Source organism: Nonomuraea sp. NPDC003804 (assembly GCF_040610675.1).
Lineage (GTDB): Bacteria > Actinomycetota > Actinomycetes > Streptosporangiales > Streptosporangiaceae > Nonomuraea.
The window spans coordinates 32,475-46,672 of the sequence record NZ_JBEXMT010000015.1; the positions used below are offsets into that span (position 1 = coordinate 32,475).

Annotated in this window: 15 protein-coding genes and 2 pseudogenes; 11 read left to right on the forward strand and 6 right to left on the reverse strand. The window is 69.8% G+C overall.

Going from position 1 to position 14,198, the window contains the following annotated elements; translation table 11 throughout:
* Positions 1-164: 164 nt before the first annotated feature.
* Positions 165-731, reverse strand: a pseudogene (locus ABZX22_RS21190) (Tn3 family transposase); the annotation flags it as partial.
* Here ABZX22_RS21190 and ABZX22_RS21195 point away from each other — a divergent pair.
* Together ABZX22_RS21195 and ABZX22_RS21200 are read left to right on the forward strand one after the other, a co-directional pair.
* A complete protein-coding gene (locus ABZX22_RS21195; RefSeq protein ID WP_354911554.1) occupies positions 721-873 on the forward strand; it encodes a hypothetical protein in 153 nt (50 codons plus the stop codon). The pseudogene ABZX22_RS21190 and the gene ABZX22_RS21195 sit on opposite strands and share 11 nt — an antisense overlap.
* Entirely contained in the window at positions 861-1,022 is a 162-nt protein-coding gene (locus ABZX22_RS21200; protein ID WP_354911556.1) for a hypothetical protein, read from the forward strand. Before ABZX22_RS21195 ends, ABZX22_RS21200 begins: the two co-directional genes overlap by 13 nt.
* Before the next feature lie 219 nt (positions 1,023-1,241).
* Here ABZX22_RS21200 and ABZX22_RS21205 read toward each other — a convergent pair whose 3' ends face one another.
* Together ABZX22_RS21205 and ABZX22_RS21210 are read right to left on the reverse strand one after the other, a co-directional pair.
* A complete protein-coding gene (locus tag ABZX22_RS21205) occupies positions 1,242-2,357 on the reverse strand; it encodes a HAMP domain-containing sensor histidine kinase (RefSeq protein WP_354911558.1) in 1,116 nt (371 codons plus the stop codon).
* A gap of 29 nt (positions 2,358-2,386) precedes the next feature.
* Positions 2,387-3,061, reverse strand: a pseudogene (locus tag ABZX22_RS21210) (response regulator transcription factor).
* Positions 3,062-3,217: 156 nt separating this feature from the next.
* Here ABZX22_RS21210 and ABZX22_RS21215 point away from each other — a divergent pair.
* Positions 3,218-5,080 (forward strand): alpha/beta hydrolase, encoded by a 1,863-nt coding sequence (locus tag ABZX22_RS21215; protein ID WP_354911561.1) that lies wholly within the window; start codon positions 3,218-3,220, stop codon positions 5,078-5,080.
* Positions 5,081-5,240: 160 nt separating this feature from the next.
* On the forward strand, positions 5,241-5,894 hold the full coding sequence (locus ABZX22_RS21220; protein ID WP_354911999.1) for a tyrosine-type recombinase/integrase: 654 nt from the start codon (positions 5,241-5,243) through the stop codon (positions 5,892-5,894).
* 121 nt (positions 5,895-6,015) lie between these two features.
* On the opposite strand, the gene ABZX22_RS21225 is transcribed toward ABZX22_RS21220, so the two are convergent.
* Positions 6,016-6,834 carry a CPBP family intramembrane glutamic endopeptidase gene (locus ABZX22_RS21225; protein ID WP_354911563.1) on the reverse strand — a complete coding sequence of 273 codons (819 nt, stop codon included), beginning with the start codon at positions 6,832-6,834 and terminating at the stop codon, positions 6,016-6,018.
* 30 nt (positions 6,835-6,864) lie between these two features.
* Positions 6,865-7,014: a hypothetical protein gene (locus ABZX22_RS21230; RefSeq protein WP_354911565.1), complete on the reverse strand. Its 150-nt coding sequence runs from the start codon at positions 7,012-7,014 to the stop codon at positions 6,865-6,867.
* 94 nt (positions 7,015-7,108) lie between these two features.
* Between ABZX22_RS21230 and ABZX22_RS21235 the strand changes: the two genes are divergently transcribed.
* Complete coding sequence (locus ABZX22_RS21235; RefSeq protein WP_354911566.1) at positions 7,109-7,342, forward strand: hypothetical protein; 234 nt, start codon at positions 7,109-7,111, stop codon at positions 7,340-7,342.
* A gap of 541 nt (positions 7,343-7,883) precedes the next feature.
* On the opposite strand, the gene ABZX22_RS21240 is transcribed toward ABZX22_RS21235, so the two are convergent.
* A complete protein-coding gene (locus tag ABZX22_RS21240) occupies positions 7,884-8,027 on the reverse strand; it encodes a GNAT family N-acetyltransferase (RefSeq protein WP_354911569.1) in 144 nt (47 codons plus the stop codon).
* Positions 8,028-8,336: 309 nt separating this feature from the next.
* Here ABZX22_RS21240 and ABZX22_RS21245 point away from each other — a divergent pair, with 309 nt between their 5' ends.
* The 6 genes from ABZX22_RS21245 (at position 8,337) to ABZX22_RS21270 (ending at position 14,104) form a co-directional block, all read left to right on the forward strand.
* The gene (locus ABZX22_RS21245) at positions 8,337-10,469 is read left to right on the forward strand and encodes a peptidase domain-containing ABC transporter (protein ID WP_354911571.1); all 2,133 of its coding nucleotides are present in this window, start codon (positions 8,337-8,339) and stop codon (positions 10,467-10,469) included.
* Positions 10,470-10,522: 53 nt separating this feature from the next.
* On the forward strand, positions 10,523-10,684 hold the full coding sequence (locus tag ABZX22_RS21250) for a hypothetical protein (RefSeq protein WP_354911573.1): 162 nt from the start codon (positions 10,523-10,525) through the stop codon (positions 10,682-10,684).
* 13 nt (positions 10,685-10,697) lie between these two features.
* A complete protein-coding gene (locus tag ABZX22_RS21255) occupies positions 10,698-10,856 on the forward strand; it encodes a hypothetical protein (RefSeq protein WP_354911575.1) in 159 nt (52 codons plus the stop codon).
* Positions 10,857-10,935: 79 nt separating this feature from the next.
* Positions 10,936-11,919 carry an MvdC/MvdD family ATP grasp protein gene (locus tag ABZX22_RS21260; RefSeq protein WP_354911577.1) on the forward strand — a complete coding sequence of 328 codons (984 nt, stop codon included), beginning with the start codon at positions 10,936-10,938 and terminating at the stop codon, positions 11,917-11,919.
* A complete protein-coding gene (locus ABZX22_RS21265) occupies positions 11,916-13,028 on the forward strand; it encodes a TIGR04500 family putative peptide maturation system protein (RefSeq protein WP_354911579.1) in 1,113 nt (370 codons plus the stop codon). The genes ABZX22_RS21260 and ABZX22_RS21265 overlap by 4 nt, the downstream gene beginning before the upstream one ends.
* Before the next feature lie 308 nt (positions 13,029-13,336).
* Entirely contained in the window at positions 13,337-14,104 is a 768-nt protein-coding gene (locus tag ABZX22_RS21270) for a hypothetical protein (RefSeq protein ID WP_354911581.1), read from the forward strand.
* Positions 14,105-14,198 lie beyond the last annotated feature (94 nt).

The window sequence follows — 14,198 nt, forward strand, 5'->3', positions numbered from 1 at the left end:
GTTGGAGTATTGGAGTAGATGACGCAGTTGGCGAGCAGCTCGTTGAACTTGACGACCTTCTCGTGGTGGTCGGGGTCGTTGTGGCTGATCAGCTGCCGCCGAACACCAGCCAGTCGGCGAAACCGTGGAAGGCCTCGGTACGGTTGGTGATGGCGGTGATCTGCTCACGCAGGGCCGGCTCGGACAGTAGCGCAGCAGGGTGACGGTGCGGATGGCGCGGCCGAGCTAGGGAAGGCGCGATACAGGCGGTTCTTGCGGGAGTGGTTGCCCAGGCGGCGCAGAAGCGTCACCGATGACAGCTTGTTCTCGCGGATCGAGATCGCGGTTCGCAGCAGGTCGCTCCAGTGGGTCTCGACCAGCTTCCAGTCGACCGCCTCCTCCCCGAACAGGGAGTCGATGTGCTGGTAGTGGGCCTGCTCATCCGGCCGGTAGAAGACCAGGTCATGCCAGTTGCGGATGCGTGGCAGCAGGTCGAACCCGAGCAGGGCGCCGAGACCGAAGACCGGCAGTGACTGGCCTTGGGTATCAGCGTGGACAGTGTCGGGCTGGATGTCGGAGGCGTTCTTCAGCAGCCCATCGATCAAGTAGACCGCCTCCCACACCCCGCAGGGGATGAAGCGGGAGAACAGCGCGATGTAGGTGTTGGAGACGAGCCGATAGGCGATGCCGCCATGGCCGCCGTAGCGGATGGAGGTCTCGGCCAGCAGGTTGTCCTCCCAGGTGCCGATCTGGGAGCCGTCGGCCGCGACCGTCTTCCCATCACCCCAGACGCCGGCGACGTCGAGCTGCGAGGCCGGCGACCGGCTCGGCCACCGCTACGACTTCGGTGACTGCTGGGAGAAGAGCATGCTCATGCGGCAGTGCTCGGGCTGATCGACGGCTTCCGGTCGAGCCGGCTCATGACCCAGATCGACCGGACCCGGTCGACGCTGATCACTGCCGTGGGCGGCGGCGCCACCGGCGGCCGGCCTGCCGTCCGCCACCTGCCGCTCGGGGCGACCTCGGCCAGGGGCGCGCGATGAGCATCGAGCCGGCGGAGACGCTCCAGAGCATCGACCCGCCTCCGACCCCGCGCGGCAGGCGAGCCGGACGCCCTCACCACGTCCGGGATCATCCTGCTCGACCGGCCGCGAGCCGCGCCGGACGACGGCGACGAGGACGCCGACGACGTGAAATCTTGGAAGGTTTTCTTATCGGGGCCGTCAGGCTACGCGGTTGCGGAGTTCTCTCGGCTAATCCGGTTATGTGGCCGTACGTGACCAGGTTTGCGGTACCTGACTGTTTGGCGGCATGTGGTGGTGGGGGGTAGGCAGTTGAACGACGATACGGAGTCCGCCCGCAGGGCGCGGGATGATCGTGAGGGATCCGTCGTGTGCTTGGGTGATGCTCTTGACGATCGCCAGGCCGAGGCCGACGCCTGCGTGGTCGTTGCGTATTCGTTCGGTGCCGCGCTGAAACGGTTCGGTGAGTGTCGAGACCAGCTGCGAGGAGAGTTTCTCGCCGGTGTTCTCGACAGTGAGCACCACGGTCTCGGGGCGGACGCTGGTCTTGACCCAAACAGTGCCCTGTTCGGGCAGGTTGTGCACGATGGCGTTGTGCACAAGGTTCGTCGTCATCTGCAGCAGGAGCGCTTGCGACCCGACAGCCGGGGTGATGTCACCGGAGGTATCGATGGTGACACCGCGTTTCTCGGCGAGCGGGAGCAGCGTTTCGGTGGCCTCTTCCACGAGTAGGGACAGGTCGACAGGTTCTCGCGTGAAGGACCTCTGGCCAGCGTGGCTGAGCGCGAGTAGCGCCTCAGTGAGGTCGATCGCTCGAGCGTTGACGGTGTGAAGCCGGTCGACGAGTTCGCCATGGTCGTGTGTCGGATCACTGCGGGCGACATCGAGAAGTGACTGCGAGACCGCCAGGGGGGTGCGCAGTTCGTGCGAGGCGTTGGCGGCGAATCTCCGCTGTTCGGCGACGTGTGCTTCAAGTCGTACGAGCATGGCGTCGAAGGCGTCGGCGAGTTCGCGGAACTCGTCTTTGCGGCCTTCCAACTGGATCCGGTGGGAAAGTGACCCGTTCGCGGCCATGCGTGTAGCGTCCGTGATGCGGGTCAGGGGGGCGAGCATCCGGCCGGCGAGAATCCATCCTCCCAGGAGACCGAATACCAGCAGGAACGCCGACACGATGGCCGCGACCGGAGTGAACGAACGCATGATGGCGGAGCGGTCGATCATCAAGTCACCGGTGGTGTAGACCGCATCATCGGGTAGGCCTCGCAGGAAGTAGACCAACACGGCGGCGAGCAGCAAGGCGCCTGCGAGCATGAGGAAGCCGGCGTAGCTGAGAGTGAGTTTGAGGCGAACGCTCAACCCAGGCGCTCTATCCACGGTCTCCTCCCTCACGTCCGGGTGTCTGGTTGAGTGCCGATGCGGTACCCGGCGCCGCCGGCGGTGGCGATGATCCCGGGTTCGCCGAGCCGTTTGCGCCGTGCCGAGACGGTGATGCGGACGGCGTTGGTGAAGGGGTCGGCGTTCTCATCCCACGCTCGCTCCAAGAGTTCTTCAGCGCTCACGACACCGCCTTCGGCCGCGACGAGGACTTCGAGCACGGCGAACTGTCTCCGGTGAGCGCGACGTAACGGCCGTCGCGGTAGACCTCGCGGCGGAACGGATCCAGACGCGGGCCGGCGATCTCTCGCACGGGTGGCCTGCTGTGGGCGCGCCTGCGGTCGAGCGCTCTGAGACGGAGCACGAGTTCCTTGAGCGCGAAGGGCTTGGTGAGGTAGTCGTCGGCGCCGATCGAACCCGGAGGCCTTGTCGTCGAGCCGGTCGGCGGCGGTGAGCATGAGGATGGGCATGCCACTGCCGGAGGCGACGATGCGTTCGGCGATCTCGTCGCGGGAGGGGCCGGGGATGTCGCGGTCGAGGACGGCGATGTCGTAGGCGTTGATGCTCGGCAGTTCCAGAGCGGTGTGACCGTCACCGGCGAGGTCGGCAGCGATCGCTTCCAGACTTAGGCCATCGCGGATGACTTCTGCCAGGAAGGGCTCGTCCTCGACGATCAACACGCGCATGCTCCCGAGGCTACGAGCCGACGCATATCGTCGGCATATCGAAAACCGCATACGCGCTGGCAACACCCACGCTGGCTCAACTCATGACATGAACCACAGCGAACCAGCACGAACAGCGCCCCATCGGATTCCCGGAGTCCTTTGGGCGGAGGCCACATGCGTGTACTGAGGACGATTCTGGTCGGCTTGGTGGTGCTGGTCGCCGCCGTGCCGGCGGCGGTCGCCACGGCGGCGGCCGGCGGCCGGCACGAATGCGCCACCGCGACCAGCCGGTGTATCGGCACCCTGACCGTCCCGCTGAACTGGCAGGATCCGCATTCGGAGAAGATCACCATCAGGTTCGGGTACATCCCGCGGGCCGACCGATCGCGCCCAGCCCGCACCTCGATCCTGGCGATGCCCGGCGGTCCGGCCCCGCTCGGACCCAACGCCGAGCGCGTCGACTCCTTCGGGAAGGTCTTCCAGCCTCTGCTGGACCACTCGGACATGATGATCGTGGAGTTCCGCGGGATGGGCGAATCCGCGCCGCTGCGGTGCAAGGCGCTGCAGCAGGGGAAGCCGGAGTCGGTCAGCCAGTGCGCGCGTGAGATCGGCGACAGGGCCCAGTTCTTCAGCAGCGACCAGTACGTCGCCGATGTGGAGGCGGTGCGCGCGGCTTTGGGCCTGTCCAAGGTCACCGTCGTGGGATCGTCCTGGGGCGCGCTGAGCGGACAGGCCTACACCACCCGCTACCCGGACCGAGTGCGCGCCCTGTACATCGAGAGCATGATCGGACCAATCGACCAGGCCGGCCGGTGGCAGCTCGGCGAGTCGGAAGGCAAGGAGATCCAGGAAGCCATCGACCACTACGCCCGCGCCTGCCGGCGATCGTCGGCTTGCCGCCGAACCGCCGGCGGCGACCCGCAGGCGCGCTGGGAAGCGGTGGTGCGGAAGACACGCGCCGAAGGCGACAGCGCGCTGACCCCGCAGCGACTGCTCGGGGCGCTGCGGTCGACCTCTGATCCAGCCCTCGCCACCGACGCGACCGCGGCCACCGCCGCATACCTGGACGGCGACCCGGCCCCGCTGCGCCGCGTGCTCGACCGGGCCGCCCCGCTGGCCGGCAACAAAGGTGCAGGATCCAAAGCGCCGTCCAAGGAGTCACCGGACAGGGCCGGTACGACGGCGTACCTGTGTTCCGACCCGCGCTGGCCGTACGACCGCACCGCCGACGAGGCGACCCGGCGCCGCCAGTTGGAGACCTGGCATGCCGAGCGCAACCGGTACGCGCCGTTCACCCTCGCCGAGGCGGCCAGCGGTGCAGACTTCTGCGCAGGCTGGCCTACCCCGCGAGAGAACAACGCGATCGTGCCGCGCCGGCCGGCGGTGCCGATGCTGGCCGTCGCCGGCGAGTTCGACCCGAAGGCGATCATGGGTGCACGCACCGCGGCGCGGGCATTCCCCAGCGGCCAGGCGGTCACCGTCCAGGCCGGGTACCACAACCCCGCGGTCGAGGGCCGTGGGCCGGGTGGCGAGTGCGCGCGACAGATCATGCACCGGTTCATCCAGAACCCGGGGCGGGTGTCCGACACGTCGTGCACGATGGCCAACTACCAGGCACACGGTCGCTTCCCTGCGACCGCGGCAGCAGTACCGGCCGCCCGCGGCGGCGGGCTCGACACTCCGCAGCGCACACTCGTGGCGGCTGCGTTCGCCACCGCCGCCGACACGGTAGCTCTGCACAACCCGCATCGCGCCTCGCGGCCGGACACCGAGCCCGGGCTGCGCGGCGGGAAGGTCACCAACGGTACAGACGGCACGATCACCTTGGACAAGGTCCGCTACGTCGCCGACCTCGCCGCCACCGGCACTGCCAAGGTCGCCGGCGACGAAGCCACCGCCAACCTCACCGTCACCGGCCCCGACGGCGCGACCCACAAGGTCACGCTGCAGTGGAAGGCCTTCACCGCTACTGACACCACCCCCGTCACCGGCTCCCTCGACGGCCGACCGTTCCGGGTAAACGTCCCCGGATACTGATCCACCCCACCCCTGGGGGGCGCTCGCGCCCCGAGCGCCCCCCAGGGGGTCCCGATGGCGGCACAGCCAGCCGCCGAGGCACCGGGGCTCCACGGAGGGACGTGGGTGGGCCAGATCGCGCCCAGGACGGCTACATCCGCGACGTCTCCTGGTGGCTGTGGTGCATCCAGGCCCGCGGCCTGGACCTGCGCGACGTCTCCTTCATCGAGGCCGACACCTACGCCGCCGCCGTGCGGCACGCCGGCCTGGCCGCCGGCACCCGGCGCCGCCGCCTGTCGGCCTGCTCCAGCTGGTACGCCTGCCTTTCAGCGGGCCGACGCCGCGGCGCGCAACCCGTTCCATCGCATGGAGAGCTGCCCAAACGCGCCGGCAAGCCCAGCCGCTACCTCACCGAAGCCCAGCTGGACGACCTGGTCGTGCACGCGGTCGCGCACGAATCCGCCCGCACCGCCGCCATCCTCGCGGTGCTCAAGGCCACCGCCTGCTGCAGCGGCTCGCGGGCGCCGCCGGCATCCCGGACCCGCACACCCTCACCCCGCACGCCATCCGGCACAGCGTGGCCACCGCGCTGCTGCACGCCGGCGAACCGCTCGACGTGGTGCAGGCCCTGCTCGGCCACACCGACCCGCGCACCACCCAGGCCTACCTGCACGTCGACCAGCTGGACCGCAGCCCCGCCCACGTTCCCAGGACAGGCGGTGCCATGCTCATCACGCCGCCGACGTCGTCGCCGAGCACCGCCGACGCGCTCCCTGGTACCGCACCAAGAGCCAGCCCAGCTTCGACGACATGCTCGCCCTGCTCCGCCGCATGATCATCGCCTCACGATCTCGCGCTACCCGGCCCGCGCAGCCCGACCTCGCGAAAATCGAGGACGAGGCTCTGGCTTGGGCTTGCGCAACGGGATAACGGCCGAACTCGAGCAAGGAATCAACCTAACCTTCAACAGACCCGCGGACGAGCTGCGCCCGGCTCGGGCGCATCAGCCACACGGCAGCGGCGAGCGTGAGCACCCAGCCGATCACTTCGATGAGCAGGTGATCCGTTGCGTTGGGGACGGATTGCAGCAGGTACACCCGGACGCTGTTGATCGCTCCGTGCGTCAAAACCGCGGGCCAGACACTCCCCGACTGCCAGCGAAGTGCGAGCAACAGCGGCGCCCATGGCAGCATGCCCGCGTAGTAGATAACGATGTCCCAGGGCGGTCGATCACCGATGACGGCGAGGACCGGCAGGTGCCAGACGATCCAGACCAGACCGCTGACAAGGGCCAGCGGCCAGAATCCCCATGACGCGGCGCGCGTCGCCAGCCAGCCGCGCCAGCCGAACTCTTCGCCGATGGCGAAGACCGACTGCATGAGGAAGACCGGAACGATCCACATGGTCGCCGTGAAGATCTGGTCGAGCGGGTTGAGCTGCCAGATCCCCCATGCCAGTGCGATGGCGGTTTGGACCGCGGCGATCGCGGCGATGAGGCCGATGCCGATGCTGGCCCACTTGGGTGTGCCGCGCCACCTGGTGGCGAACGTCTCTCGGAACGTTCCGGGTCGCCGGGCAAGCCACATGATGATCGCTGCGAGCAGCGGGGTCTGTTGCATGATCGGAGTGATCAGGTTGTAGAAGTCCGTCGGGACGAGCCGGAAGACCATCGGAACGGACAGCGCGAAACACAGCAGGACGGCGATCGCGAAGAACCACGTGACATCAGTGATAGTTGATCTGGCAGAAGCGGAGCGCGTGGGGGACGCAGTCATGATGACCTCGTTTCGTGCGGGCGCGAGGATCTAGCTCGATGTGATCTTGGTGTAGCGCGGATCGCGGTAGTCGTCGACCAGCCGTTCGCCACCGGCATGGGCCGGTGCCGTCGAGCCGAGCAGCACGGCGAGCACAAAAAGGGAGATCACCAGCGGAAGGCGCAGACGTGGAAAGGACACGACATCGAACCTAGGCCGGACGTCACCGGCAGACATCACCCCAAGGTGTGAGACGGCACCACCCGGCAGGATGGAATCTCAGCCAGGCAGATCGTTGCGACCCACAAGCGGCGCCGCCGACCCGCTGCCACCGCGTGACGACCCGCGCCGGCGCACGTTCAACCTGAACATGATCGCCGCAGGATGGGCGGCCACCTTCGTCATCTACCCCTCCATCCCGCCCGCGTCCGACCTGAACCTGCTGCTGGCCGAGGCCGAGGCAGCCTGGACACACCAGCGCGGCGCCGGGGCACGATTCGGCGCCGACCTGCTACTGGGATATGAGTAACGGGCCTGCCTCAAGCTCGGCGTCCAAGTCCTGGACGACCCGGCCGCGGCGATCGGTCAGGCCTACCAGCGCGTGCGTGGACCTGCGGACCCTCCCCGGTCGGCCTGTACGGTTACCACCAGGTGCCGCCCCAGCACCGGCTGTGGATCTGGGAACCGACCTGGAACAGGCGCGCAAGGACCTGCCGATCAGATCCTGAGCCGGCCCGCGATGGACCCCGCTCCGGCGAGCGACACGGCAAGATCCTTACCTCCTCTTCCAACGGGGATCCGGTTGATTCTTCGATGGCGACCGTCCCTGGGGCCAGCCCGAGCCGCCGCCACCTCCGCACGATCGGATACGGTGCCGCGTCGGATGGCTTGGTGTCCCCGCCGATGTGCCCGAACTTCGCGCGCTGACGGCGGAGGCCGACCTGTCGGCGCGGCCGGGTATCGGGTCGAGCCCGACCTCGCGATGATCAGGCGGTGCTGGTGAACGGGCCCGGCGCTCCCAACTCCCGACCATCGTGCGGAGCTGCTGTTAACCCCGGCCGCTTCCTCGATCAGGCGGCGGCCAAGGCGCAGCTGGGGTCGTCCAGGCCGAGACGGTCGAAGGCGAAGTCGAGCGCGGCGGTGGCCGCTTCTGTCGCGTAGCCGCGGCCCCACGCCGCGCGGCCGAGCCGCCAGGCGATCTCCGTGGCCGGCATGAAGGGCGCTTCGAAGGCAGGCCGGTGAAGCCGATGAACTCACCGGTGTTCAGTCTCTCCAGCGCCCAGCGTCCCCAGCCTTGCCGGATGATCAGATCGTCGATGGCAGCGGCGAACGCGTCGCCCTGTTCGCGGCTGAGCCGTGAGCGCGCGGATGGTCAGGGCGCTCTCACCACCGGCGTCGAGGATCTCGATCGCCACCTCGACGAGGCGGCTGGGCCGGCGTCCGGACCCGGATGAAGGCCGCTTGGAAGGCGTTCCAAGCGGTTACAACCCGGTTCAAAGGGGCGTGGCGAAGACTGCCGCTCCATGCGTGTTCCCGTTGTACTCCAGCACAGCATGGTCGAATGCGGTGCCGCGTGCCTGGCGATGGTCCTCGGCGCGTACGGGCGCCGCGTCCCGCTGCCCGTGCTCTCCGCCGAGTTGGGCGCGGGCAGGGACGGCGCGAGCGCGCTGGCCCTGGTGCGCGTCGCCCGCGCGCACGGACTCGACACCCGCGCGCTCGCGCTGCCGGCCGCCCAGGTGCCGCGGATCGTGCTCCCGGCCGTCGCGCACTGGCAAGGCAGGCACTTCGTGGTCGTGGAGCGTGTGGCCGGCGACCTGGTCACGATCATCGATCCCGGTCGTGGGCGGGTCAGGGTGACCGGCGAGGAGTTCGCCCGCGACTACAGCGGCGTGATGCTCACCTTCACCCCGGGGAACGGCTTCGTACGCGGGCGCTTCGGCGATCGGCGGCCCTGGTGGGCGCGTTACGCCCGGTTCAGCGTGCTGGACCATCGCGCTCTCGTGGCCGTCCTGGTGCTGCTCAGCCTGCTCCTGCAGGGGTTCGGCCTGGTGCTGCCCGCGCTCACGGAGTACGTGGTCGACCGGGTCCTCGGCGGCGGCGAGATGGGCGCGCTGCCGCTGGTGGGGGCGGCCGCGGCCGGGGCCGCGCTCGCCCATCTCGCGGTGGGCGGGCTGAGGTCGTGGGCGCTGGTCGTGCTGCGGGCGCGGGCGGACACGGTGTTGTTCGACGGTCTGGCCAGGCGGCTGCTCGCCCTGCCGTTCCGGTTCTTCGCCCATCGGGGGTCCGCCGATCTGGTCTCGCGGATCAACTCGGCCGGCGTGCTGCGCGAGGTGCTCACCGGGCAGGTGCTGTCGGTCCTGCTCGACGCACCGCTCGCGGCCGGCTACCTGATCGCGGTCACCGTACGGTCGCCGCTGCTCGGCTCGGCCCTCCTCGTCCTGGTCGCGGCGCAGGTGGTGGTGCTGCTCGGCACCCGGCGGCGGATCCGCGAGCTGGCGCACCGCGAGCAGGAGGCGCGCAACGAGGCGCAGGGCCTGCTGGTCGAGGCCGTCAGAGGCGTCGAGACGGTCAAGTCGGCCGGGGCGGAGACCCAGATCCTGGAACGCTGGACAGGACTGCTGACCGCCCAGGCCGAGCGGGCGCGACGCAGCTCGTCGGCGCAGGGGCTTCAGGACAGCCTGCTCGCGGCGCTGGCGTTCGCCGCGCCGCTAGTGCTGCTGTGGGCGGGCGCGTGGCAGGCCACGCAGGGCCGGCTCACTCCCGGCGCGCTGATGGGCACGCTGGCCCTGGCCGCCGCCGCCCTCGCGCCGCTGACCTCGCTGACCAGGAGCCTGCGCGGCCTGCAGACCGCCCGTGCGCAGGCGGAACGGCTGGCCGACATCTGGGCGGCCGCGCCGGAGCCCCTGTCGCCGCCCCCGCCCCCCGTCAGCAGCCCGCGGACCTGGATCGAGCTGGCCGGAGTCGGCTTCCGTTACGCGCAGGAGAGCCACTGGATCGTGCGCGGGGTCGATCTGCGTATCGCCCCCGGCCAGAAGGTCGCTCTCGTCGGCAGGTCGGGGTCGGGCAAGACCACGCTGGCGCGCCTGCTGCTCGGCCTGGTCCACCCCGTCGAAGGCCGGATCAGGTACACCGGTACGGTGCGGCCCAGGTTCGGCGTGGTCACGCAGGAGCCGGCGCTGTTCACCGGTTCGATCGCCGACAACATCCGCCTGGGCAACCCTGACGCCGGCCAGGACGAGGTGGTCCAGGCGGCGAGGCTGGCGTGCGTGCACGACGACATCGCCGCCATGCCGCTCGGCTACCACACGCCGCTCACCGAGGGCGGTGGGCTGTCCGGCGGGCAGCGCCAGCGCATCGCCCTGGCCAGGGCCATCCTCGGCCGGCCTGAGATCCTGCTTCTCGACGAGGCCACCAGCCACCTCGACACCAGGACCGAGGCGGCGCTGAGCGCGAACCTCGACGCCCTTCCGCAGACCAGGATCGTGATCGCCCACCGCCTGAGCACGATCAGGGACGCCGACCTGATCGTGGTGCTCGACGGAGGCCGGATCGTCGAGGGCGGCACCCATGACCGGCTGGTGGCGGCCGACGGCCTGTACGCGTCCTTGATACGCGCCCAGCTGGCCGACAACGCCTCTCAAGCCGGTTCAAGGTGATCACAAGTCAGGCTCGGCAGGCTGCTCCACGACACCAGAAGGGAGGGAAGCGCATGAACGTCATGCCGCGTACCGAACTCGGGGACATCACCCCCATCGGCGCCGAACTCGACGAGAGCACACTCGGCGCCATCAACGGCGGAATGTACGACGAGGAGCAGTGCAAGCGCCTGTCGGTGTTCGACCCGCCGGGCATCTGCCAGCACGACTACTGAGAAGGAGAGTTGCGTGAACGTCATGCCGCGTACCGAACTGGGGGACATCACCCCCATCGGCGCCGAACTCGACGAGAGCACGCTCGGCGGCATCAACGGCGGTCAGGACCCCGTCTGGGGTGACGTCATGATGTGCTACTTCGACCCGCCGGGCTGGTGCGGGATGGACTGATCCCGCGATCACCCGACCGCTGTCCCCGCCCCCACGGGGACAGCGGTCCCTATTTCTTCCGCACACTTCGAGGAGTTCCGTGTCCCGCCCCCATGTCCTCATCCTCACCTGCGACGGTGACACCCACGCCGACCGGGTCAGGGAGCTGCTGGCCCGGCGCGGGGTCCGTACCAGTGTCTTCGACAACGGGGACCATCCCGCCCGGGCGCAGATCGAGCTGGCCTACGACGGCGGCGGGGCCACCAGGCGGCTGCTGCACACCCCGTCGGGCACGCTCGACCTGGACTCGGTGACCGCCGTGTGGTGGCGGCGCCCCCGTCCGCCGTCGCCGCACCCGGCGATCACCGATCCCGCCGTGGCCGGCCACACCGTACGGGAGTCGGCCGCCGTGCTCGCCGGCCTGTGGGAGTTCCTGCCGTGCCGTGCCGTTCCCGGCAGGGAGTCGGCGATCACGCGTGCCAGGCACAAGCCGTCCCAGCTCACGCTGGCCGCCCGACTCGGGTTCGAGATCCCGGAGACGCTGGTCACGGGCTCGGCACAGGCTCTTTGGGACTTCCACAACCGGCATGACGGGAACGTCATCACCAAGCCACTGGGGCAGCCGTGGGTGGAGGGCCTCGCCGCGGGGCACACGGTGGTGCGCAAGTGCGAGTTCGTCTCGGGCCGGGACGTGGCCTATGCGGCGGGGCTGCGGTTCTGCCCTGTCATCATGCAGACGTACGTGCCCAAGCGGGCGGAGCTGCGGGTCACGGTCGTCGGGCGGGCGGTGTTCGCGGCCGAGATCCACTCCCAGGACAGCAACCGGGCCGGCACCGACTGGCGGAACTACGACCTCGGCGCCACCAGGCACGCCGTCCACCGGCTGCCCGGCGAGGTCGCCGACCGCTGCGTGGCGCTGACCGAACGCCTCGGCCTCGTCTACGGCGCCATCGACCTGATCCTCACCCCGGACGGCCGGTACGTGTTCCTGGAGATCAACCCCAACGGCCAGTGGTTGTGGATCGAGGACCTGACCGGCCTGCCGATCAGTCAGGCGCTCTGCGACCTGCTGGCCGGGCCATGACATCCAACGAGAGGACTGACGTGAACCTGCTCGCCGACGCGCTGGAATGGCTTCGCGGCCTGGACGGCGTACCGCCGCAGGACGCCCGTGAGCGGCTGGCGTCGCTGCGCGCCCGCCATCCCGGGACGCCGATGCGGCTGCTGTGGCAGCGCGAGGAGGCCACCGGCGACTTCCACTACGACCTGCTGTTCCCCGCGTTCGGCGAGACCGCGCCCGGGGAGAGTGCGTGCGGCGAGACCGTGTCGCTGTCCGTGGCGCCCGACCGCGCGATCCCGTGGCCCCTTCGCGGAGGTCAGCGGTCGGGCAACCATGTCCTGCTGGCCGTCAACGGCGCCGAGGTGACGTGGGAGGAGGCCGTCTCGGCGCTCGACGTGTTGTGGGAGGACGGCCGGCTGGCCCGCCGGCTGGTCGACGCCGTCCTCGTCGACCACGTCCTGGCCGCCAGGGACACGGAGCTGCCCCCCGACCGGCTCCAGCACGCGATGGACGCCTTCCGCAGGGCCCGCGGCCTGCTCACCGGCGAGGCGACGCGCCGCTGGATGACCGAGCGCGGCCTGAGCCACGCCAGGCTGGAGCAGATCGTGGCAGGTGAGGCAGCGGTGGCCGAGCTGCGGCGCGACGTGGTCGCGAACCTGGTCGAGGAGCACTTCGCCGCCCATCGTGCGGACTTCGACCGGCTGCGTCTGGTCCGGCTGCGTTACGCCGCCGCCGATGGTGCGCGGGAGGCCGCCGCTCGGCTGCGCGACGGCGCCGACCCGCTCGCGGCGGCGATGGAGGGCGTGCTCGCGGGCGTGGCCACGTGCCGGATGGAGGCCAACCACAGGGACGAGCTCGTCATGTTGTTCGGCTCGGCCGCCGAGCGGGCCGGCGCCGGGGACGTACTCGGGCCCGTGCGGCTGCCGGACGGCGGGTTCTGCGTGGCGCGGGTGCTGGCCGTGGAGCCCGCCGCGCTGGACGAGCTCACCCGCCTGCTCGTCGAACGGCGGATCTTCGACGAGTGGCTCGCCGACCGGCGGCGGGAGGCCCACCTGGAGTGGTTCTGGGGCAGCAGGGCCCGCACCGACGCGGCCACCGCCGAACTCACCGGCCGGGCCCCCGCCGCTTCGTGAAGCATCGCTTGGCCTGCCCACCCGCCTGGAGAAATCCGCACCAGGCCAGGCGGGCCAAGCCGTACGCACATGCCTGGTGAACCAGGGGATGCCCGTCGAGGTGGACCTGGCTCTCGCCGCGGCACACGCCGACGAACCGAACGACCTCGCCGGACCCGCTACCCGGACGGATACGCACTCACCGCGTGATCGCTCCGGCGATTGAGGACGAGCTATACCCTGCACGCTCGTTGAAGATGGTCGACACCGCGACGTCCGACCTATGAAACGTGCTGATTCTATGCCGCTGCCCGATCTAGGGTGCGGGCATGTCGTACGTGCTGCGCGGTGTTGTCGGTGACTTCGACCATCTCCGGTTCCTGTCGGATGATGTGCCGCGGGCTGTGGTGGTGCCGCTTCGGCAACGCTTGGGGCTGCTGCCGGTTACCAACGGGGTTTTCAACGAGCTGACCGACGTACGGCGGGAGGCCGGGCCGTTCACGTGTATGTCCCCGGCGTTCGCCGAGAGGCTGGAGGACTGGTCACGCGGCGGTCGCGTCGCTTACGTGGAGGCGGACTTCTGGGGTGGTGACGGCAGCCAGACCGCTGCCCTGTGGGAGAACGGCCGTCAGACCTGGGGTCCCGAGCACGCCTGGATCCCTGCGATTGCGGGACCGTGCGAGGACTGGCCGATCAACGCCATGCTCGCGCGCCTCGGAGCGGTCGGAACGGCTGCGCTGGACCTCTTCGACGCGGTCGGTTTCGGGCAGGAGCGCGACATGGAGGGGTGGCGCCGGGCGGACGTGCGTGCCCTGGACGCCGCCGACTACGACGCCTGGGAGGCGGCGCGTCGTGCGAAGGAGGAGGCCGATACCCGCGCCGCCGCCGAACGTGACAGGTACGTCAGGCGTGACGATGTCCCCGTCGTACTCGACGGCAGGGCGGTGATGGAGGTGCTCGGCATCCCGTCGTCCCCGCTGGTGGGGGCCGCGATCCGGCATCTTCAGGAGGTTCACCTGGAACGCGGCTCCCTTACCCCCGACGAGGCCGCCACCGAGCTTCGCCGCTGGGCCCAGAGCCTGCGAAGTGCTCGATGAGGTCGGAGCGGCCGGGTGTTGACACCGCGGTGAACGCAGTGGCGCTGGCGTTCCCCTCTCGCGATCAAACAGTCACAACGACAAACGCCCAGGT